At 68.4% G+C, this 19,025-nt stretch carries 15 protein-coding genes, 2 tRNA genes and 1 riboswitch; of the genes, 8 read left to right on the top strand and 9 right to left on the bottom strand.

Annotation, left to right across the window (positions count from 1 at the left end):
- Positions 1-59: 59 nt before the first annotated feature.
- The 4 genes from EV653_RS39735 to EV653_RS39750 form a co-directional block, all read right to left on the bottom strand.
- Entirely contained in the window at positions 60-1,124 is a 1,065-nt protein-coding gene (locus EV653_RS39735) for a ribonucleotide-diphosphate reductase subunit beta (RefSeq protein ID WP_238160761.1), read from the bottom strand.
- Positions 1,121-4,000 carry a ribonucleoside-diphosphate reductase subunit alpha gene (locus EV653_RS39740; protein WP_202872050.1) on the bottom strand — a complete coding sequence of 960 codons (2,880 nt, stop codon included), beginning with the start codon at positions 3,998-4,000 and terminating at the stop codon, positions 1,121-1,123. Before EV653_RS39740 ends, EV653_RS39735 begins: the two co-directional genes overlap by 4 nt.
- Positions 4,001-4,133: 133 nt before the next feature.
- A riboswitch (cobalamin riboswitch) is annotated at positions 4,134-4,301 on the bottom strand.
- 60 nt (positions 4,302-4,361) lie between these two features.
- On the bottom strand, positions 4,362-4,943 hold the full coding sequence (locus EV653_RS39745) for a DinB family protein (protein ID WP_130449042.1): 582 nt from the start codon (positions 4,941-4,943) through the stop codon (positions 4,362-4,364).
- A gap of 65 nt (positions 4,944-5,008) precedes the next feature.
- Positions 5,009-6,277 (bottom strand): Fic family protein, encoded by a 1,269-nt coding sequence (locus tag EV653_RS39750; RefSeq protein ID WP_134111495.1) that lies wholly within the window; start codon positions 6,275-6,277, stop codon positions 5,009-5,011.
- A gap of 125 nt (positions 6,278-6,402) precedes the next feature.
- Between EV653_RS39750 and EV653_RS39755 the strand changes: the two genes are divergently transcribed.
- The gene (locus tag EV653_RS39755; RefSeq protein ID WP_202872051.1) at positions 6,403-7,236 is read left to right on the top strand and encodes a class I SAM-dependent methyltransferase; all 834 of its coding nucleotides are present in this window, start codon (positions 6,403-6,405) and stop codon (positions 7,234-7,236) included.
- On the opposite strand, the gene EV653_RS39760 is transcribed toward EV653_RS39755, so the two are convergent.
- The 3 genes from EV653_RS39760 to EV653_RS39770 are packed head-to-tail and all read right to left on the bottom strand — an operon-like array spanning position 7,223 to position 8,751.
- Positions 7,223-7,417 carry a hypothetical protein gene (locus tag EV653_RS39760; RefSeq protein ID WP_134111496.1) on the bottom strand — a complete coding sequence of 65 codons (195 nt, stop codon included), beginning with the start codon at positions 7,415-7,417 and terminating at the stop codon, positions 7,223-7,225. The genes EV653_RS39755 and EV653_RS39760 overlap by 14 nt on opposite strands.
- Positions 7,418-7,426: 9 nt before the next feature.
- Positions 7,427-8,278: a 3-methyladenine DNA glycosylase gene (locus EV653_RS39765; protein ID WP_134111497.1), complete on the bottom strand. Its 852-nt coding sequence runs from the start codon at positions 8,276-8,278 to the stop codon at positions 7,427-7,429.
- A complete protein-coding gene (locus EV653_RS39770; protein ID WP_238160762.1) occupies positions 8,275-8,751 on the bottom strand; it encodes a GNAT family N-acetyltransferase in 477 nt (158 codons plus the stop codon). Before EV653_RS39770 ends, EV653_RS39765 begins: the two co-directional genes overlap by 4 nt.
- A gap of 41 nt (positions 8,752-8,792) precedes the next feature.
- On the opposite strand from EV653_RS39770, the gene EV653_RS39775 reads away from it, so the two are divergent.
- The 5 genes from EV653_RS39775 to EV653_RS39795 all read left to right on the top strand — a co-directional run bounded on the left by EV653_RS39775 (position 8,793) and on the right by EV653_RS39795 (position 12,319).
- Positions 8,793-9,581, top strand: a complete 789-nt coding sequence (locus EV653_RS39775; protein ID WP_134111499.1) for a fumarylacetoacetate hydrolase family protein — start codon at positions 8,793-8,795, stop codon at positions 9,579-9,581.
- Complete coding sequence (gene gltX, locus EV653_RS39780) at positions 9,574-11,091, top strand: glutamate--tRNA ligase (protein WP_134111500.1); 1,518 nt, start codon at positions 9,574-9,576, stop codon at positions 11,089-11,091. Before EV653_RS39775 ends, gltX begins: the two co-directional genes overlap by 8 nt.
- Complete coding sequence (locus tag EV653_RS39785; RefSeq protein WP_134111501.1) at positions 11,088-11,975, top strand: CPBP family intramembrane glutamic endopeptidase; 888 nt, start codon at positions 11,088-11,090, stop codon at positions 11,973-11,975. Before gltX ends, EV653_RS39785 begins: the two co-directional genes overlap by 4 nt.
- A 118-nt stretch (positions 11,976-12,093) precedes the next feature.
- A tRNA-Gln gene (locus EV653_RS39790) sits at positions 12,094-12,165 on the top strand.
- 78 nt (positions 12,166-12,243) lie between these two features.
- Positions 12,244-12,319, top strand: a tRNA-Glu gene (locus EV653_RS39795).
- 44 nt (positions 12,320-12,363) lie between these two features.
- Here the strand turns inward: EV653_RS39795 and EV653_RS39800 are convergent.
- Positions 12,364-13,356: a hemerythrin gene (locus tag EV653_RS39800; protein ID WP_134111502.1), complete on the bottom strand. Its 993-nt coding sequence runs from the start codon at positions 13,354-13,356 to the stop codon at positions 12,364-12,366.
- A 153-nt stretch (positions 13,357-13,509) separates the two neighbouring features.
- Here EV653_RS39800 and EV653_RS39805 point away from each other — a divergent pair, with 153 nt between their 5' ends.
- A complete protein-coding gene (locus EV653_RS39805; RefSeq protein WP_166679711.1) occupies positions 13,510-14,220 on the top strand; it encodes a hemerythrin domain-containing protein in 711 nt (236 codons plus the stop codon).
- Position 14,221: 1 nt separating this feature from the next.
- On the opposite strand, the gene EV653_RS39810 is transcribed toward EV653_RS39805, so the two are convergent.
- On the bottom strand, positions 14,222-17,572 hold the full coding sequence (locus EV653_RS39810) for an AfsR/SARP family transcriptional regulator (protein WP_134111504.1): 3,351 nt from the start codon (positions 17,570-17,572) through the stop codon (positions 14,222-14,224).
- Positions 17,573-17,720: 148 nt separating this feature from the next.
- Here EV653_RS39810 and EV653_RS39815 point away from each other — a divergent pair, with 148 nt between their 5' ends.
- The gene (locus EV653_RS39815; protein ID WP_166679712.1) at positions 17,721-19,022 is read left to right on the top strand and encodes an ABC transporter substrate-binding protein; all 1,302 of its coding nucleotides are present in this window, start codon (positions 17,721-17,723) and stop codon (positions 19,020-19,022) included.
- The last annotated feature ends 3 nt before the right edge of the window (positions 19,023-19,025 follow it).

Consider the following 19,025-nt stretch of genomic DNA (forward strand, 5'->3'; position numbering starts at 1 on the left):
GAAGGCCCGCGGGGCGGCGAGTAGCTCCGCGGGCCTCCCGATCTGGGGTGATCTCGGGGTCAGTCCCAGCTGAGTCCGCTGGAGGACTGGTACTCGATCACTCGGGTCTCGAAGAAGTTCTTCTCCTTCTTCAGGTCCATCACCTCTGACATCCAGCCGAAGGGGTTCCGCGTTTCACCGAAGATCGGATCGATACCAATCTGTTCTGCACGGCGGTCGGTGATGAAGTGCATGTACTGCTCGCACAGCTCCGCCGTCAGCCCGAGCATCCCGTTCGGCATCGTGGACCGGCCGTACGCGACCTCGAGCTCACACGCCTCGGTCAGCATCTGCCGGACTTCGGCCTGGAACGCGGCCGTCCACAGGTGCGGGTTCTCCTGTTTGATCTGGTTGATGCAGTCGATGCCGAAGTTCAGGTGGATCGACTCGTCGCGCAGGATGTACTGGTACTGCTCGGCGATACCGACCATCTTGTTCCGCCGGCCGAGCGACAGGATCTGCGCGAACCCGGTGTAGAACCACATTCCCTCGAACACGACGTAGAACGCGATCAGGTCGCGCAGGAATGCGGTGTCCGTCTCCGGCGTACCGGTGCGGAAGTCCGGGTCCTCGAGGTGCTGGGTGTACTTCAGCGCCCAGGCATCCTTGTCGGAGATCGACGGCACCTCGCGGTACATGTTGAACAGCTCGCCCTCGTCGAGCCCGAGCGATGTGCAGATGTACTGAAAGGTGTGGGTGTGCACCGCCTCCTCGAATGCCTGGCGCAGCAGATACTGCCGGCACTCGGGGTTGCTCAACTGGCGGTACACGGCGAGCACGATGTTGTTCGCGACCAGCGACTCCGCGGTGGCGAAGAAGCCGAGGTTGCGCTTGAGCATCAGCCGCTCGTCCTCGGTCAGGCCGTCCTTCGCGCCTGGTGCACGCCGCCAGAGCGAGATGTCGGCCTGCATGGACACCTCGGTCGGCATCCAGTGGTTGTTGCACGCGGCAAGGTACTTCTCCCAGGCCCACGTGTACTTCAGCGGCAGCAGTTGGTTGACGTCCGCCCGCGAGTTGATCATCGCCTTGTCGGCGACGTGCACCCGCCCGGCACCGACGTTGATCTCGCTCAGTCCGGTGGTCACTGGCACGCCTCGCAGTCAGGGTCGTCGATGGAGCAGACAGCTCCGGTGGGTTCGGGAAGCGGCACGTCGGCCGGAATCGGCGCCGGCGTCGCGACCGTGACAGCGACCGCGTTCAGCCGTCCGTCGGTGCCCTTCAATGTCGACTTCTCCACGTGGGTTGCTGACTGGGAACGCAGGTAATAAGTCGTCTTGAGGCCATAGCGCCAGGCCGACCGGTACAGCTCGTCGAGCGCGCGACCGCTCGGCTTCGCCATGTAGAGGTTCAGCGACTGTGCCTGGTCGATCCACTTCTGCCGCCGCGACGCTGCCTTGACAAGCCACTGCGGGTCGATCTCGAACGCGGTCGCATACAACTCCCGCACATCCTCCGGGATCCGCTCGATACCGGCCAGCACGCCGTCGTGGTACTTCAGGTCCGACACCATCACCTGGTCCCACAGCCCGCGCGCCTTCAGGTCGGCGACCAGGTACGGATTGGCGACGGTGAATTCACCGGACATGTTCGACTTCACGAACAGGTTGCTGTACGTCGGCTCGATCGACTGGCTCACGCCGCAGATGTTGGAGATCGTCGCGGTGGGCGCGATCGCCATCACGTTCGAGTTCCGCATGCCGTCGCGCAGCACCTTCGCACGCAGTACGTCCCAGTCCAGCCGCTGGGTCTCGTCGACGATCACGTCGCCACCGCGGGCTGACGTCAGCAGTTCGAGCGAGTCGATCGGCAGGATCCCCTTGCTCCACAGTGATCCGTCGTACGACGAGTACCGCCCGCGCTCCGCAGCGAGATCGCTCGACGCCTCGATCGCGTGGTAGCTGATCTGCTCCATCGAACTGTCGGCGAACTCGACCGCGGCCTCGGACGAGTACGGGATCCGCAGCGCGAACAGCGCGTCCGCGAAACCCATCAGCCCGAGGCCGACCGGACGGTGGCGCTGGTTTGCCCGCTCCGACTCCGGGGTCGTGTAGAAGTTCACGTCGATGACGTTGTCGAGCATCCGGACCGCGGTCTTCACCGTGTCGCGGAGCAGGTCGGCATCGAGACCGTCCTCGGTCAGGTGGGCGACCAGGTTGACTGATCCCAGGTTGCACACCGCGGTCTCCTCGACCGTGGTGTTGAGGGTGATCTCGGTGCACAGGTTCGACGAGTGGACCACACCGTCGTGCTGCTGCGGCGAGCGCAGGTTGCAGGCGTCCTTGAACGTGATCCACGGATGCCCGGTCTCGAACAGCACCGTCAGCATCCGCCGCCACAGGTCGACGGCCTTGACCCGCTTGAACACGCGAATCTCACCACGATCCGCCGCGGCCTCGTACGCGACGTACGCCTCGGCGAACGCCGTCCCGTACAGATCGTGCAGCTCGGTGACCTCGTCGGGTGAGAACAATGTCCACTCGCCACCGGCCTCGACCCGCTGCAAGAACAGGTCCGGCACCCAGTTCGCGGTGTTCATGTCATGCGTACGCCGCCGCTCGTCCCCGGTGTTCTTCCGCAGATCGAGGAACTCCTCGATATCGATGTGCCAGGTCTCCAAATACGCACAGACCGCGCCCTTACGTTTTCCGCCTTGATTCACGGCTACGGCGGTGTCGTTGGCGATCTTCAGGAACGGGACGACGCCCTGGGACTCGCCGTTGGTGCCGCGGATCTTGGCGCCGATGCCGCGGACCGGGGTCCAGTCGTTGCCGAGGCCGCCGGAGTACTTCGCGAGCAGCGCGTTGTTGCGGATGCCGCTGAAGATGCCGGCCAGATCGTCCTCGACCGTGGTCAGGAAGCAGGACGAGAGCTGCGGCCGGGTCGTGCCGGAGTTGAACAGCGTCGGCGTCGACGACATGAACCGGAACGAGCTGAGCAGCTCGTAGAACTGGATCGCCCGCGCTTCCCGGTCATCCTCGCGGATCGCCATCCCCATCGCGACCCGGAGGAAGAAGGCCTGCGGCAACTCGAACCGAACCTTGTCGATGTGCAGGAGATACCGGTCGTACAGCGTCTGCAGGCTGAGGAACGTGAAGTCGAGATCGGCCTCGGGCTTGATCGCCGCAGCGAGCCGCTCGAGGTCGAAGGTGCCGAGCTCGGGGTCGAGCAGGCCGGCCTCGATCCCGGTCCGGATGTACTGCGGGAAGTAGGCCGGGTACGCCTCGGCCATCTCGGCCTGGCTGGCCTGCCGCGGCTCGCCGTGGACACGCCCCAGCGCCTCGCGCCGGATCTGGTCCAGCAGCAGCCGGGACGCGGCGAAGCTGTACTGCGGCTCGGTCTCGACGAAGCCGCGCGCCGCCATCACCAGCGCCAGCTCGACCTCGTGCTGCGCGATGCCGTCGTAGCAGGCGCCGAGGGTTTCATCGAGGATCAGCTCGGGATCGACCGCGTCGAGCCCCGCTGCCGCCTCCGCGACGATCACCCGCAGCCGGTCGACGTCGAGCGGAGACCGGCTGCCGTCGGCCGCGCGGACGGTCAGCGTCGGCTTCTCGGTGATGCCGGCCGCGTCGGCAGGCGTGCGTGCCTTGGTCCGCTCCTCGCGGTACAGCACGTAGGCGCGGGCGACCTGGTGCTCGCCGGCGCGCATCAGCGCCAGCTCGACCTGGTCCTGGATGTCCTCGACGTGCACGGTGCGCCGCGCTCTGTGATGGCGGTCGCGGCTGGTCAGCGCGCCGACGACCCGGCCGGTCAGGTCGGTCACCAGGTCGCGGACCCGGTGGGTGGCGCCGGCGTCGGCGCCCTCGACCGCGAGGAAAGCCTTCGTCACGGCGACGGAGATCTTGGTGGCGTCGAACGGCGTGCTGCTGCCGTCGCGACGGATGACGGTGAGCTCGATCGGCTGATCCGCCGCGATCCCCGAGGTCGGGGATGCGGACGAAGCCGTTGAGGAAGCAAGGGTCACAGGTGTGCTCTCCACAAGAGTTCGGAAGCCTGGTACCACGCGAGCAGGCGCACGACGGGACCGGCAGCACCGGCCGGGATCACTGCCGTCACGCCCTGCGACCCACCCGCGAGGTCTCGGACCGCACGCACCGGCGGTGCATGCGCCGGTGGCAGGTATCCGGACTCGTGGACGCCTCGAGACAGCGCGTCCGCTCACCGTTGCGGGGCAGCTCCGGATTCGCACCGGATTCCCCTGTTGCCTCGAAGTGGCCCACATCTTGTGGTGCCGACCACTCCGAACCACCAGCAGTAGTGATGCTAGGTGGAGCGATCTACATCTTGTGGTAGCGCCACGCCGCGTGTCGCACATGTTGTGGTCCTCACGCCGCGACCGCGTAGAGATCCTGGAGCGTCATGATCTCCGAGCCGTGGTGGATCAGCTCGCGATTCAGCCGCAGCACGACATGACCGAAGGGCTCGCCGGCGTCCAGTTCGTTGGCCTGACTCAGTCCGACCGTCATCACCTCGTCCTCGTCCAGTGCGGCGATCGCGTCGCGCCAGGCTTCGACCCAGTAGGTCAGCCAGGCGACCGCGTCGCGCGCGTTGCCGTGCAGGTTGATGTCGGCGCGACCCTGCTGACTCGCTCCGAACGTCCACTCCCACCGCTCGAAGAAGGTCTCGGTGAGATGAGCGATCAGCCAGGCGATCGTGCGCGGTCCGCGGTGATCCGGCTCGTCGGGCCACTGCGCCACCCACTCGCCGGACCCGAGTGATCGGAAGTGGCCGGCGTAGTGCCGCCGGACGACGGTGAGCGCCTCGCTGCTCGGTCGCCAGAAGTACTGCTCGTCGGTCAACTGCGCGAGTCGCCCGGACAGCACCATCCAGCTGAAGCCGAGCTGGCCGCGCACCATGGCCATCGCCGATGGCTTGTGCAGGATGTCCCAGTCGAACGCCTCCGACATCGCTTCTCCCCTGTACGATCGAACATATGTTCGAATTCTTGCTCGCCGGGGAGACGAAAGTCAATTCACTGGTGTGTCGGTTCTGGCCGCGAGGGAACGGGTCTGCTAGGCGGCTCGATCCGGGTGTCGGCGGCCGGACTGGCGAAGCGGCGTTCGAGCAGCGTGAAGGCGTCGATGAGCTCGGGCGCCTCGTAGACGCGGTTGCGCCGGCCATCGGTGACCTCGCGCAGGATGCGCGCCTCGACCAGGCGGGCGAGCCCTTGGTTGGCGGCCTGCTGCGAGCGGTCGATGAGCTGCGCCGCGGCGGCGAGCGTGAGGACCGGCGCCGCAGGCAGTGCGTCGATCAGCAGGTCCGTCGCGGAGCCTGCCCGGACCGGCGCCGCACGTTCCCGCCAGGCGGCCTTGAGGTCGACGGCGGCCTGCTCGAAACGCGCGGCTTCGGCGGTCGCATGGGTGCAGGCCAGCGCGAACATCCGCAGCCACGGATTCGCGGCAGCGCGTGCCTTCGGCGTCGTCGCGCGTCCGACGTACCGGAAGGCGGTCAGGGCGTCGACGTACTCCGTGGCGTGGGTGGCGAGCGAGAGCGAGACCGGCGGGACAGTTCGCGTGACCAGGCCCTCGGCGCGCAGGATCAGGTGGATCAGCGCGCGCCCGGTCCGGCCGTTGCCGTCGGCAAACGGGTGGATGGTTTCGAACTGGGCGTGCGCGATCGCGGCCTTCGCGAGCACGGGCAGCCGCGACTCGCGGACGAAGGTGATCAGGTCTTCGAGCAGTTCGGGGATCAGTTGCGCCGGCGGTGGGACGTAGTAGGCCTCGGCGGGGGAGCGGCCGCCGATCCAGTTCTGCAGGTAGCGGAGCTCGCCCGCGTACTCCGAGTGCGGCGACTGCGCCATCAGCCGCCGGTGCGCCTCGAGCAGATGCTCGACCTCGAGCTTGTCGCCGGCCTGTACGGACTCGGTCACCCAGGTCATCGCATCGACCGCGCCGAGCACTTCCTCGGCCGTCACATCGCGCGTCCGCTCCCGCAGTACGTCGGCCTTCAGCAGCCGTCGCGCTCCGACGACGAGCCCTTCGATGTGCGACGACCCGACCGCCTCGGCCCGCAGCAGCAGCCGAGCAAGCGCCTCGCTGTTCGTCAGCACCGCCGCGGTCGCATCGAGCCGCGCCAGATCGCCCGCGGCGTCCTCGAGCACCGCGAGTACGTCGTCGCTCAGGTCGAACTCACGCCCGACCAGCGGATCGGGGAAGTACAGCTCGTACGACCCGCCGAGCCGCTCTGCCCGCGTGAACCCGTCGGGGTGCCCGGGCCACCGGTGTAACTCCACCCGCGCCATGTCCTTATTCAACCTTATCCACAAACCTTGAACAAGACCTGTGGATGTGAGCGTAGCCGCGGTGGGCCTAGCTGTGGACCACAGGTGGACTTCCTGTGGACCCAGCTATGGGGAGACTGCTCGTTGTGACTCTCGACGCGCAGACGCAGGAGATGGTGGCCGCCAACGAAGCCGACTGGGACGCGCGGGCACCGCTGCACGCGGCCAGCGCCTTCTACGACCGGCCCGCGGAGTTCTGGTTCGCCGACTACGAGTGGGAGGATCTCGGGCCGCTCGAGGGTCGCGACGTACTGCATCTGCAGTGTCATCTGGGCACCGAGACGATCGCGTTCGCGCGCCGGGGTGCGCGGACCAGCGGGCTCGACCTGTCCGCGGAGTCTTTGGAGGCCGCTCGACGGATCGCCGACGAGGCGGGCGTCGAGGTCGACTACGTACACGCGAACGTCTACGACGCGGTCGATGCGGTCCACGGCCGGCAGTTCGACGTCGTCTACACCGGCAAGGGCGCGCTGTGTTACCTGCCTGAGCTGAACGAATGGGCCGAAGTGGTCCACGACCTTCTCAAACCCGGTGGTGCTCTCTATATCGTCGAGTTCCACCCGCTGCTGAACTCACTCCGGGAGGTCTCCCGTCCCGGTGAGTCCGACGAGCTGGTCCTCCGCGCCGACTACCTCGAAGGCCGCGGCCCCATCGCGCACGACTCCACCGTCACCTACACCGGCGACGAGGTCCCGGGTCGCCAGACCAGCTACGAATGGCGCCACGGCCTCGGCGAAATCACGACCGCGCTCGCCGGCGCCGGCTTCCACATCACGAGCTTGCGCGAGTCCGAAGTACTCCCGTGGCCGCGCTGGTCGAAGATGGAGCAGACACCCGGAGGCTGGTGGCGCCTGCCGGACGACGCCCCGCGCATCCCGCTTCTGTTCGCCCTGAAGGCGACCAGGGTCAGCGCTTCTTAGGGCCGCGGAAGGCGACGAAGATCAGGGCCACGCCGAAGGCGGCGACGATCGGGCCGATCGTCGCCCAGACGGTGCTGCCGGTCATCGAGCTGCCCTTGACGTAGCCGAGGCCCTGCAGGGTCCAGACGCCGCCGATCGCGATGAGCAGTGCGGCGATGGCGGTGGCGACGATCTTTCCCATGGGGCGAGGTTAGCCGAGGAGCGCGTCGCAAAGAGTCACGAGTTGGCGGCGAAGCGGGCGGGCACGATCGGCGAAGGTCCGCTGGGCTGCTGTGTACTCGGCTTTACCCTCGGGCGTCTCGATGCGGACCGGCGCGTAGCCGAGCGGAGCCAGGTCGTACGGCGACGCCTGCATGTCAAGCGTGCGGATATCGCGGGCGAGCTCGAAGCAGTCGAGCAGCAAGGAGCTCGGCGTGAAGGGCATGAGCTTGGCTGCCCATTTGTAGAGGTCCATGTTGGCGTGCAGACAGCCGCCCTGTTCCAGCGTCGGCTGGGATTCGCGCGTCGGCTGCAACACGTTGAGGGGTCGCGCGGACGCCGTGAAGAAGCGGAAGGCGTCGAAGTGCGAGCAGGCGACCTTGTGCGACTCGACGACCCGATCGGTGCCCTCGGCCCCTAACCGCAGCGGCCACTTCTCATGCCGTACGTCGGAGGTCCGGTAGACCATCGCCCACTCGTGCAGGCCGAAACAGCCGAACTGCGGTTGCCGGTCCAGCGTCGACGCGAGCAGGCGGCGGATCCACGTGATGTTGTCCGCACGACGTGTGATCTCCGCGGGGTCGAGAGATGCCGTCCCGTCGACGACGACGTACCCGCGACGATCGGCGTACTCCGGTGCGTCGAGCAATCGCACGCCCGGGCCGGGGTGCCAGATCCGGAGCTGGTTCGGGCGGGTGGAGTAATAGGTGAACAGGAAGTCCTCGACCGGGTGGGACTCGCGCCGCTGACGACGCTCGAGATGTCCGGCCACCAAGGCGTCGACGCGCGCGGCGTGGTCCATCGCGTACGACGACCACTCGGCGAAGGCAAGCGTCGCGGTCATAGGTCGAGCGCGAACGCGTACAGGTCGACGCCCGGGATCGGGGCCCAGTCGCGTTCGGGAAGACGAGTGAAGCCCAGGCGTTCGTAGATCCGGTGCGCTGTGGTCATGTACGTGGCGCTGCTCAGGACTACTCGGCGGAGGCCCGCTTCGCGCGACCGTTCTATACAGCGCTCGGTCAGCGCCGTCCCGATGCCTTGCCCGCGGGCTCTTCCGGCGACGCCGAGCATGCGGAACTCGCCCTCGTCGTCGCGGCCGATCTCCCGGTACACAGAGCCGACCGGGCAATAGGTCACCGTGCCGAGCAGGCCCTCGCCGTCCACCGCGACCCACAGCTCGGCCTTGGCGGCGCGGTCGGCGGCGGCGCGGAGCGTCATCGCATACTGACCGCGGACGAATCCGTCGTGCGAGTACGCCTGCACGGTCAGCTCACCGACGGCGTCGTACTCGGACGGGAGCGCAAGCCGGATAGTCACCAGCTAACTGTCTCATCCCACCCCAACGGTAGGCTCAGGCCGTGCGTATCGCCAGATTCTCTGTGGATGACGAGCCGAAGTACGGCGTGGTCGAGACCGACGACCCCGAAGGACTCGTCGGGACGGTCAACGTTCTGGACTCGGACCCGCTCTACCGGCCGGTGCAGTTCACCGGCGAGCGGTTGCAGCTCGCCGACGTCCGGCTGCTCGCGCCGGTCATTCCGCGGAGCAAGGTGGTCGGCGTCGGCCGCAACTACGCGGCCCACGCCCAGGAGCTCGGCAACGACGTACCCGAGCAGCCGCTGATCTTCCTGAAGCCGAACACCAGCGTGATCGGCCCGCGGGACGGCATCGTCTATCCCGAGCAGACCAGCGACCTGCACTTCGAGGGTGAGCTCGCGATCGTGATCGGCCGGATCTGCCGGGATCTGCCCCGGGAGCGGGCCAACGAGGTGATCTTCGGCTACACCGTCGCCAACGACGTGACCGCGCGCGACCTGCAGAAGACCGACGGGCAGTGGGCCCGCGCCAAGGGGTACGACACGTTCTGCCCGCTCGGCCCGTGGATCAGCACCGAGCTCGACGCCTCCGACCTGCGGGTCAGCACCGAGCTGAACGGCGAGCCCAAGCAGGACGGGCGGACCTCGCAGTTCATCTTCGACATCCCCGAGATGCTGGCCTACATCACCTCCTTCACCACGCTGCTGCCCGGCGACGTGGTGCTCACCGGCACCCCGGCGGGCGTCGGCCCGATGCTGCCCGGTGACGAGGTCTCGGTCAGCGTCGAAGGCATCGGAACTTTGACGAACAAGGTGATCGTCCGTGACTGACGACGTACTCGGAGACCTCGAGCCGAGCAAGGTCCGAGTGCGCTTCCCACCGTCGCCGACGGGCCTGCTGACTGTCGGCAACATCCGCAGTGCGCTGTTCAACTGGGCCTTCGCCCGGCACTACGGCGGCAAGCTGGTGCTCCGGATCGAGGACACCGACACCGCCCGCAACACCGAAGAGGGCTACCAGTACACCTACGACTCGCTGCGCTGGCTCGGCCTCACCTGGGACGAGGGCCCCGGCGCCGGCGGCGACTACGGGCCCTACCTGCAGTCCGAGCGGATGGACGTGTACGCCGACGTCGTCGCGAAGCTGCTTGCCGCCGGCAAGGCGTACCACTGCTACTGCTCGCAGGAGGAGCTCGACCAGCGCCGCGAGGCGGCCCGCACCGCCGGCGAGCACAGCGGGTACGACGGTCACTGCCGCAACCTCACGTCCGAGCAGATTGAGGCGTACGTCGAGGAAGGCCGCCGCCCCGTCGTACGGCTGCGGATGCCCGACCGGCCGATCGTGTTCGACGACCTGGTCCGCGGCGAGATCACGTTCCTCCCGGAGAACCTGGGCGACTACGTCCTGGTCCGCGCCAACGGCTACCCGCTCTACCCGCTGGTGAACCCGGTCGACGACGCGCTGATGGAGATCACCCACGTCCTGCGCGGCGAGGACCTGCTCTCGTCGACGCCGCGGCAGATCGCGCTGTACGAGGCGCTGGCCGAGATCGGGGTCGGCGGCGGCCGGACGCCGCGGTTCGGGCATCTGCCGTTCGTGATGGGCGAGGGCAACAAGAAGCTGTCCAAGCGCGACCCGGGCTCCGGCCTCGGTGAGTACATGCAGCGCGGCTTCCTGCCCGAGGGCCTGCTGAACTACCTGGCGCTGCTCGGCTGGTCGATCGCCGACGACCGCGACGTGTTCACGATGGACGAGATGGTCAAGGCCTTCGACGTCCGCAAGGTGAACTCGAATGCGGCCCGCTTCGACCCGAAGAAGTGCGAGGCGATCAATGCGGCACACATGCGGATGCTGCCGACGGAGGAGTTCGCCCAGCGGATGATCCCGTTCCTGGCCGGCGCGGGCCTGCTCCCGGCGGAGCCGTTGGCTGACCAGCTCACGACGCTGCGGGCCGCCGTACCGCTGGTGCAGGAGCGGATCAACACGCTGTCCGAGTCGGTCGACATGGTCGGGTTCCTGTTCGTCGACGAGGACGCGTTCACGATCGATCCGGATGCCGCCGCGAAGGTGCTGACCGGCGACGCGGGCGCCGTACTCGATGCCTCGGCCAAGGCGCTCGGCGATTGCGACTGGACGACCGAAGCGATCGAGACGGCACTGCGGGCGGCGCTGATCGACGGTCTCGGGCTGAAGCCGAAGAACGCGTTCGGCCCGGTCCGGGTGGCGATCTCCGGTCGCCGGATCTCGCCGCCGCTGTTCGAATCGCTCGAGTTGCTCGGCCGGGACAAGTCCCTGCACCGCCTCGAGCAGGCCCGGCGTACGACGTCATCGCTGTCATGAGCGAGCTGAGCCCGCGTACGCGGTACGAGCGACTGCTGCGCAACCCGGACGCCCCGCGCGGGTACGTCGTGCTGGGCGCGCTGACGATCCTGGTCGGCTGGATGGTCGCCAGTGTCATCATCCTCGGCATCCAGCAGGCGATCCGGAAGGATCCCGAGGGCACGCTGTCCTGGTTCGGCCTGCTCGCGACGAACCTGACACTGATCGTGCTGATCCCGCTCAGCATGCTCGTCGCCCGCAAGCTCAACCGGCAGGGGCCGGGGCTGTTGTCCTCGGTGGCCGGCGGGTTGCGCTGGTGGCCGCTGGCCTGGTTCGCCCTCGCGGCGATCGTGATCGAGCTGCTCGCGCTCGCCGTCGTCCAGTTCGGCGACATCCAGCTCGCCACCGGCGAGCGGCACAGCGGTGGGGCCGCGCCGGATGCGATCGCGGTCATCGTCGTCACGCTGTTCACGTCGACGTTCCAGGCCGCGGGGGAGGAGTACTACTTCCGCGGGTACCTGCTGCAGGCGATGGGCGCGCTGGTTCGCAGTACGGCGACCGTCGTCGTGGTGACCGCGCTGCTGTTCACGGCGGCCCACGGGATCTGGCCGTGGCAGAGTCCGGCGTTGTTCGTGGACCGGCTCGCGTTCGGGCTGGTGGCGGCGGTGCTCGTCGTACGCACCGGTGGCTTGGAGGCCTCGATCTCGGCGCACGCGGCCAACAACGTGGTCACGTTCATCTTCGCGGCGCTGACCGACACCGTCGGCGCGAGTCTCGGCGTGAAGGATGCGCCGTGGTCGCTGGTGACGGTCGACGTGGTGAAGTTCGTCGCGTTCGGAGCGGTCGCGCTGATGATCGCGCGCCGGCTCGGGCTGACCGCGGACAACCAGAAGAGTCTGGTGTGACGGGAGTGACAACGCGCCGGAGGGGGCCCGTTTTGGTGTCCGGTCCCAGCCTCGGGTAAGCTCTCCGAGCCGGGTTGGTGAGGGCGGAAACAAACTCCCAGCGACGGTGAAATGCCTTTGGGGTATGGGGTAATTGGCAGCCCGTCTGATTCTGGTTCAGTTAGTCTAGGTTCGAGTCCTAGTACCCCAGCGGATTGGACCGCACCGATGAGAATCGGTAGAGTTCAACCTCGTTGCCCGGGCCGCAAGGTCCGGCTGACAACCCTCTGGCCCCGTTGTGTAGCGGCCTAGCACGCCGCCCTCTCAAGGCGGTAGCGCGGGTTCGAATCCCGTCGGGGCTACCAGAGAAGAGCGCCTCTCACCACGTGGTGAGAGGCGCTTCTGCTTGTCAGACCGGTCGGCGTACCACGGGAAGCGGCTGGCGCCGGCGAGCCGCCTCGTGGGCAAGGCGAGGTGTGAGAGTCCGGCCGCTCGACAGGAGCGTCCGCAGCTGACGGAAGCGCCCGGCCGGCAGGCTGAAGTCCGCCAGCGCTCGCTCGACCCGGACGTGGACGCCGTCGGCCGTCGGAGCCGCGGTGCCGACGAACGCAGCGTTCTGCTGGCCCGTGAAGGCTTCAGCATGCGCATGGAACGTCAGGCAGGCCCGGCCGCGCGCTCCCGCACCGAGCGAACCGGTGCGGACCACGAATCCATCGTCGACTCGCTCCACGGCGAGCGTTCGCAGCGGAAGCGGCCAGCCGTCGGCGTCGCGAACCGTCAGCACCGGGTTCCCGAGCCCCATCGCGCGATCGGCGCCCTGGCGCCAGTCGGCCGGCGGCGCCGCCCACGGCGGTGGCGCTGATCCCTCGGGCGCCGGGTCCGACGGCGGCGCGGTCACCTCGGCCGAAGCCTCCCAGCGAAGCGGATCGCCGTCGACCCGGCCGGTCGGCCACCACACGATCTTCAACGGGGTGACTTCGATCCACACCCGCGACCAGTACCAGAGCTGCTGCCGCACGAGTAACCACGGCTGCCCGGCCACGGTCTGGGGGAGCTTCCCCAGCAGCCGTCGGACATAGCGGTCCGTGTTGGCCTGCAGATCAGCGTCCCGTACGGTCGCGAGTCCCTGAACGAGCGCTACCGGTGCGTCGCGGAGGCCCGAACCGGTCGGGTCGGAGAACAGCAGCGCGACGCGCGGATCACGGCGGGCTCGTTCCGCCTTGGCCGGGTAGCTGAGCCCGGTGCTCACGTCGATGGTGGCCGCGCCGGCGTCGTGGTACGGCGTCAGCGGCCACGTGATCGGTGCGCCGGAGCGAGTCAGTGACGCGAACTCACAGGTGAGCGCTCGTTCGAACAGCGGTACGACGGCCGTGGGCCAGCGTACGACGGACAACGCGGTCATCAGGTCCCCCTCGGATCAGTGATGACAGCAGCATCCGCACGGTGCTGGGGATCGGCTTGGGCCTGGCTTGGGGTCCGCTTGGGGTCCCGGCCCCAAGCGCGTTCCAAGCGGGCGGCGGCACGGTGGTCGCAGTTCGAGAGGAAGGGATCGTTCATGACCGCAACGACCGTCGACCAGCTGATGCTGCCGGGACAGGCCGCGGCACCGCCCGGACCGGTCGACCTGACCGCGATGTACGTGGTGCACCACGCGTTCCGCCGCGACCTCGCGGCCTTCCAGGCTGCCGTGATGGGCACACCGGTGGAGGACCGCGCCACCTGGCGGGCACTTACTGCTCGCTGGAACAAGTTCCTGGAGATTCTGCACAAGCACCACACCGGTGAAGACACCGCGCTCTGGCCGCTCCTGCTGGCCAAGGCCGACGCCGACGGCCGGGCGACCTTGGAGGCGATGGAGGGTGAACATGCCGAGATCGACCCGCTGCTGTCGTCGTGTACGGCGGGGTTCGAGCGCCTGACCACGTACGCCGACGCAGACGCCCGGGACGCCCTGGAGGTACGAGTTGTTGCTCTCGGCGAGCACCTGGCGCGGCATCTGGCGCATGAGGAGCGGGACGCGCTGGTGCTGGTGCAGCGCTACCTGGTCCAGGATGACTGGGACCGCCTGGAGAAGGAGCACTTCAAACCGGCGCACGGCCCGCGCGACCTACCGTTCCTTGCCGCTTGGGTGCTCTACCAGTTGCCGGACGAGCACCTCGCCCAGGTCCGCGACTCGATGGCCGGCCGGCCGATGGAGCTGGTGTGGCGGCTCTTCTGGCGGCGGCCGTTCGAGCGGCGCGAGCGCATCGCCTTCCGCTACGCGTGACTCAGAAGCGGCCACGATCCCGCTGCTCGCGCAACCACTGCGCGGCCAGCGGGATCTCCCATTCGGCGCACAACTCCAGCGCCCTGTCGGCGTGCTTGCTCGCCACGTCCCGCTCGCCTGTCGCCATCGCGGCGAAGGCCAGAAAGGCGTCCACCGGACCGATCGCCACCGAGAACCCCGCGCCGCAGACCCGTCCCGCATACGGACTCAGCCACCGGTACAGGGAACGCGCCGCCGCCGGTTCGTCCAGCGCGAAGGCGACCTCGGCCGCGATGCAGTAGTGATGGATCGACAGCCAGTCATCGGTGGACGGAACCAGTTCCGTCCGGACTGCGCGCGCCTCGTCCAGCCGGCCGGCCCGCACGAGCAGCCACTGGATGGTCAGGTCGAACGGCATGGGACTGACCGCCGCCAGCGCTTGGAACGCCGGCACGACCACGGCCGCGCCGCTCCGCCATACCTCGACGCAGGCGGGCGCGGAGACCATCGACTCGTCCCGCTGCGGAAGCGACGCGGTGGCGACCAGTTCGCGCCGTTGCTCGATGAGTCGCTCCGCCTCGTCGAACCGCCCTTGCATCGCCAGCCACGGCGGTTCGAGCTCTGTGAGCACGATGAGGACGTAGGCCAGCCGCCGCGGCTCCGCGATCTCCCTGAGCCGACGGATCTCTTCGCGCATCTCCGCGACCATGCCGAGCTCACTGGTGACGATCACCCGCAGGGTCCGGGCCAGCGCCTCGCGGATCGGATCGCCCTGCTCGACCGCGATGGCGACGGCCTCTTCGGCCAGCCCGAGGCGGTACGGCGCGGTGGCCGCACGCAGGGTCGCCATGAACGCGGCTTGGCACGCCCACACCAGGAGGCCGGGATCGCCGATCCTGCGGGCCATGGCCATGCCTTGCTCGACCAGCGCGTCTCGGTAGGCCGGCGCGTCAGTGTGGTAGAGCTCGGTCGCCAGGACGAGAAGTGCTCGGCACCGCAGCTCTTCGTCGCCGGCCGGCAGCTCCCGCAGTGCACGTCGCAGTACTGCGATCATGTAGTGGTCCGCCTGGCCGTACGAGCGGGTCAGCCACAGGGCGCCCTCTGAGCTGCTGACCGCCGCCTGCGCCATCCGAGTGATGTCGCCCAACCGCTCGGCCTCCTGCGCCGCCTCGGTCAGAGCGGCGTCCAGGGAATCCCGGTCGACAGACCATCGGCACGCGTCGGCCCGAGCCATCAGCAGGTCGTACCGATCGAGTGCGGTGGCCGAGCCGTCGGTTCGTTGCGCGTCGAGTGCGGCGGCGAGCAGCGCTGCCGCTTCGTCGTACGCGTACAGCCGGACCGCGTGTTCGGCTGCTTCGGACGCGGCCCGCCAGGCTCGTGCCGCGTGCGCCGGTCCGGCAGCCAGCCAATGCCGGGCGGTCTCGGACGGCGCCGCGCCAATAGCTTCGAGCGTCCGCGCTGTCGCTGCGTGCCGGCGAGCACGCCGGGCCGCCGGCAGACCGGCATACACGACGTCGCGGACCATCGCGTGGGTGAACCGGAACCGCTCGACCTCCTCTCCCTCGACGATCACCCCGGCAGTCAGTGCGGGATCGAGCAGGTCGAGAACCGCGTCCTCGTCGACGCCCGCGGTTGCGGCGAGAACCGCGAGGTCGAACTCCCGGCCGATCACAGCGGCCGTACGCAACAGCTCGCCAGTTGCCGTTGGCAACCGTTCGACCCGGCGAGCGACGACGTCGGTCACCGCCGCCGGTACGTCGCTGCGACCGTCACGGACCAGTTCGACGAGGAAGAACGGGTTTCCGTCCGTCCGTGCACGTAAGGCCTCGGCTTCCCGGCTGCCGGGTTTGCGATCCGTCGCGGCCTCGACCAGCGCGGCGGCTTCTGAGCTCGCCAGCCCTCGCAGGTCGAGGCGCAAAGCGTGCCGCCGGGCGAAGCTCTCGGCCACGGCGGCGAGTTGGCCGGAAAGCTCCGGAGCAGCCCTGCGGGTAGCGATGACGAGCAGCCGTCCGGTGTCGACCAGGTCGGCGAGATGTTTCAGCAGCTTGAGCGACGAGGGGTCGGCCCAGTGCAGATCATCGAGGATGATCAGCAGTGGCCTGACCTGCGACGCCGCGACGAGGACGTCCGCGGTCGTCGTCCACAGCCGAAAGCGCGCTGCGTCGACGTTCTCCGCAGGAGCTCCGGCCCCGGACTCCAGTAGGGCGGTCAGCTCGAGGAGCTGACGCCGTACCGCCTCCGGGATGTCAGTTGTGCCGGCCAGTGCTCGAAGGACACCGATCCACGGCCACAGCGGCGGTGCGCCTTCGTCATCCGAACACCGCCCGGTGAGTACTGCGAACCCGCGCGAACGCCCGCGGGCCGCGATCTCCGCCGCGAGCCGCGTCTTGCCGATCCCCGGTTCTCCGACCAGTACGGCGAACTGCGGTGCCGCATCCACCTCGTCGAGCAGCCGTTCGAGCGCCGCGAGCTCGGCGGCCCGACCGACCAGCGGCCACTTCGAGGTGCCGATGACGCCGGCCGCTACAACGGGCCGGGATCCGTTGCCGGGCTTCCGCCCCCAGACCAGGTCCGGGTCCTGGCGAAGTACGGCGAGTTCCAGTTCGCGCAGGGTCGTCCCCGGATCCAGGCCGAGTTCGTCGGCCAGGATCTGACGTACCCGGCGCAGCGCCTCGAGCGCGTCAGCCTGCCGGCCGGCGCCCGCGAGGGCCAGGACGCGCAGTACCCACAAGCGTTCGCGGAGCGGATGCTCGGCGGTGAGCGCCTCGAGCTCGGCGGCGAGGGGAGCGTGCAGCCCGAGCGCCAGCCCGGCGACCGCGCGGTCCTCGAGTGCCACGAGCCGAAGTTCTTCGAGTCGTCCACGTTCTGCAACGGCCGTCGGGGCGTCGTCCAGCTCGAGGTACGGCGTGCCTCGCCACAACCCCAGTGCGTCGTCCAGCGAATCGATGACGGCGGTCAGCTCGTGCGGCTGGAGCTCGGGCGCCGCGATGGCGCCCGTCACTTGGTCGGACCAAGGACCAAGCCGGCGGTGCGCCGCGTCCACGGCGGCGGTGAAGCGCGTTGCGTCGAGGCAATCCGCGGGCAGCCTCAAGGCGTAGCCCGGTGCGACGGTCAGCACAGTGGTCGGTGCTGTGCGCGCCGGCCGTTCGGGCTCCAGAGCCTTGCGTACGCCGGCCAGATACACCTGCAGGGTCGACAGCGCGCTCGGCGGTGGGCTGTCCCGCCAGAGCAGGTCGACGAGGCTGTCCACCGGCACGGGCTGCCCGCCGTACAGCGCCAGGGCCGAAAGCAGCATGCGCTGCTTCCGCCCACCGAGTTCGACCGGCTCCCCGTCCCGCAGGACCTCCGCCGCCCCGAGAATCCCCACCCTCATCAGCAGAGAGTACGTCTGCGGGGCCGGATTCCGACAGCTTCGAACCTGCTGGACAGCGCGGGTCTAAGCGCTTAGTCTAACCGCTTAGATACGACAGTCGGGGGTCCGTTCGAGACTGTCGGAGGACCGTTCGAGGAAAGGGATCCCAGTGAAGCGACTACTTCCTGCCGCGGTCGTCGCGGTCGCGGCGCTTGTCGCCGGATGCGACGGCGGCTCGTCGGATTCCGGCGCCCCGGCCGCGACGGACAACGGTCCGCAGACCGGGACCGTCACGTTCACCGGTACCGACAACGCCGAGACCTACCAGCCAGTGATCAAGGCCTTCGAGGCGGAGAACCCGGGCATCAAGGTCGCCTACACCCAGATCCCGTTCGACCAGTTCAACGCGACGATGCAACAGCGGCTGAGCGCGAAGGACAGCGGCATCGATGTCTACACGGTCGACGAGCCGCGGGTCTCACAGCTCGCCGCGAAGGGCTTCCTCACCGATCTCAGCGACCTCGACGATCAGGTGAAGACGAAGTTCAGCGTCGCGGCGTACAAGACCAACCACTTCCGCGACAAGCTGTGGTCGTTGCCGATGTGGAACTCGACGCAGTTCCTCTTCTACAACAAGACCGCGCTCGCGAAGGCGAAGGTGACGCCGCCGACCGCGGACCCGCAGCAACGCTGGACCTGGGAGCAGGTCGAGACGGCCGGCCGCAAGGCCATGCAGTCGGGCGGTACGAAGTACGGACTGTTCATGGAGCAGCCCGAGGCGTACTACCAGCTGCAGCCACTGGCCGAATCTCTCGGCGGCGGCTCCGGGATCGAAGGCGACGACGCTCTCACCCCGGCCGTCGAGACCGACGGCTGGAAGAAGGCCATGCAGTGGTACGGCGCTACCTTCGCGAGTGGGCTGTCGCCCCGCGGGATCGGCGGTTTCCAGACCGGCCCGGTGTTCGCCAACGGTCAGGTGGCGTTCTTCGTTGGCGGGCCATGGGACCTGAAGATCTTCGGCAGCTCGAAGATCGACTGGGGCGTCGCGCCGCTGCCGTACTTCGAGGGCGGCAAGCCGGTCACGCCGACCGGTTCGTGGTCGCTCGGCATCAACCCGGCGTCGAAGCAGCAGGGGATGGCCCGCAGGTTCCTCGAGTTCGCGACGCTCGATCCCACCGGCAACCTGGCCACCAGCAGTACGACGACGATCATCCCGGCCAACCTCGAGGCGCAGAAGCAGTACACCCCGAAGATGGACGCCTTCTCCGGTGCGAAGACGGCCGGCGCTGCCGCGATCACGGCGTACGAGAGCGAGCACACGGCGGTGTCGCGGCCGGTGAGTGTCGGGTACATCCAGTTCGAGGAAGTCATGGGCAAGGCGTTCGCCGACATCCGCAACGGCACCAACCCCGACACGCGGCTGCAGGAGGCGACACGCCAGCTCACCGACGCATGGCGGTCTATCAAGTGAAGG

It is taken from the genome of Kribbella pratensis, from assembly GCF_004365355.1.
GTDB lineage: Bacteria > Actinomycetota > Actinomycetes > Propionibacteriales > Kribbellaceae > Kribbella.

Coding starts and splice junctions, on each gene's coding strand:
- EV653_RS39745 (WP_130449042.1), bottom strand. CDS start 4,943: ATGTCGGAGGCGTTCGACTGGGACATCCTGCACAAGCCATCGGCGATG.
- EV653_RS39750 (WP_134111495.1), bottom strand. CDS start 6,277: ATGGCGCGGGTGGAGTTACACCGGTGGCCCGGGCACCCCGACGGGTTC.
- EV653_RS39760 (WP_134111496.1), bottom strand. CDS start 7,417: ATGGGAAAGATCGTCGCCACCGCCATCGCCGCACTGCTCATCGCGATC.
- EV653_RS39765 (WP_134111497.1), bottom strand. CDS start 8,278: ATGACCGCGACGCTTGCCTTCGCCGAGTGGTCGTCGTACGCGATGGAC.
- EV653_RS39785 (WP_134111501.1), top strand. CDS start 11,088: ATGAGCGAGCTGAGCCCGCGTACGCGGTACGAGCGACTGCTGCGCAAC.
- EV653_RS39800 (WP_134111502.1), bottom strand. CDS start 13,356: ATGACCGCGTTGTCCGTCGTACGCTGGCCCACGGCCGTCGTACCGCTG.
- EV653_RS39805 (WP_166679711.1), top strand. CDS start 13,510: ATGACCGCAACGACCGTCGACCAGCTGATGCTGCCGGGACAGGCCGCG.
- EV653_RS39810 (WP_134111504.1), bottom strand. CDS start 17,572: ATGAGGGTGGGGATTCTCGGGGCGGCGGAGGTCCTGCGGGACGGGGAG.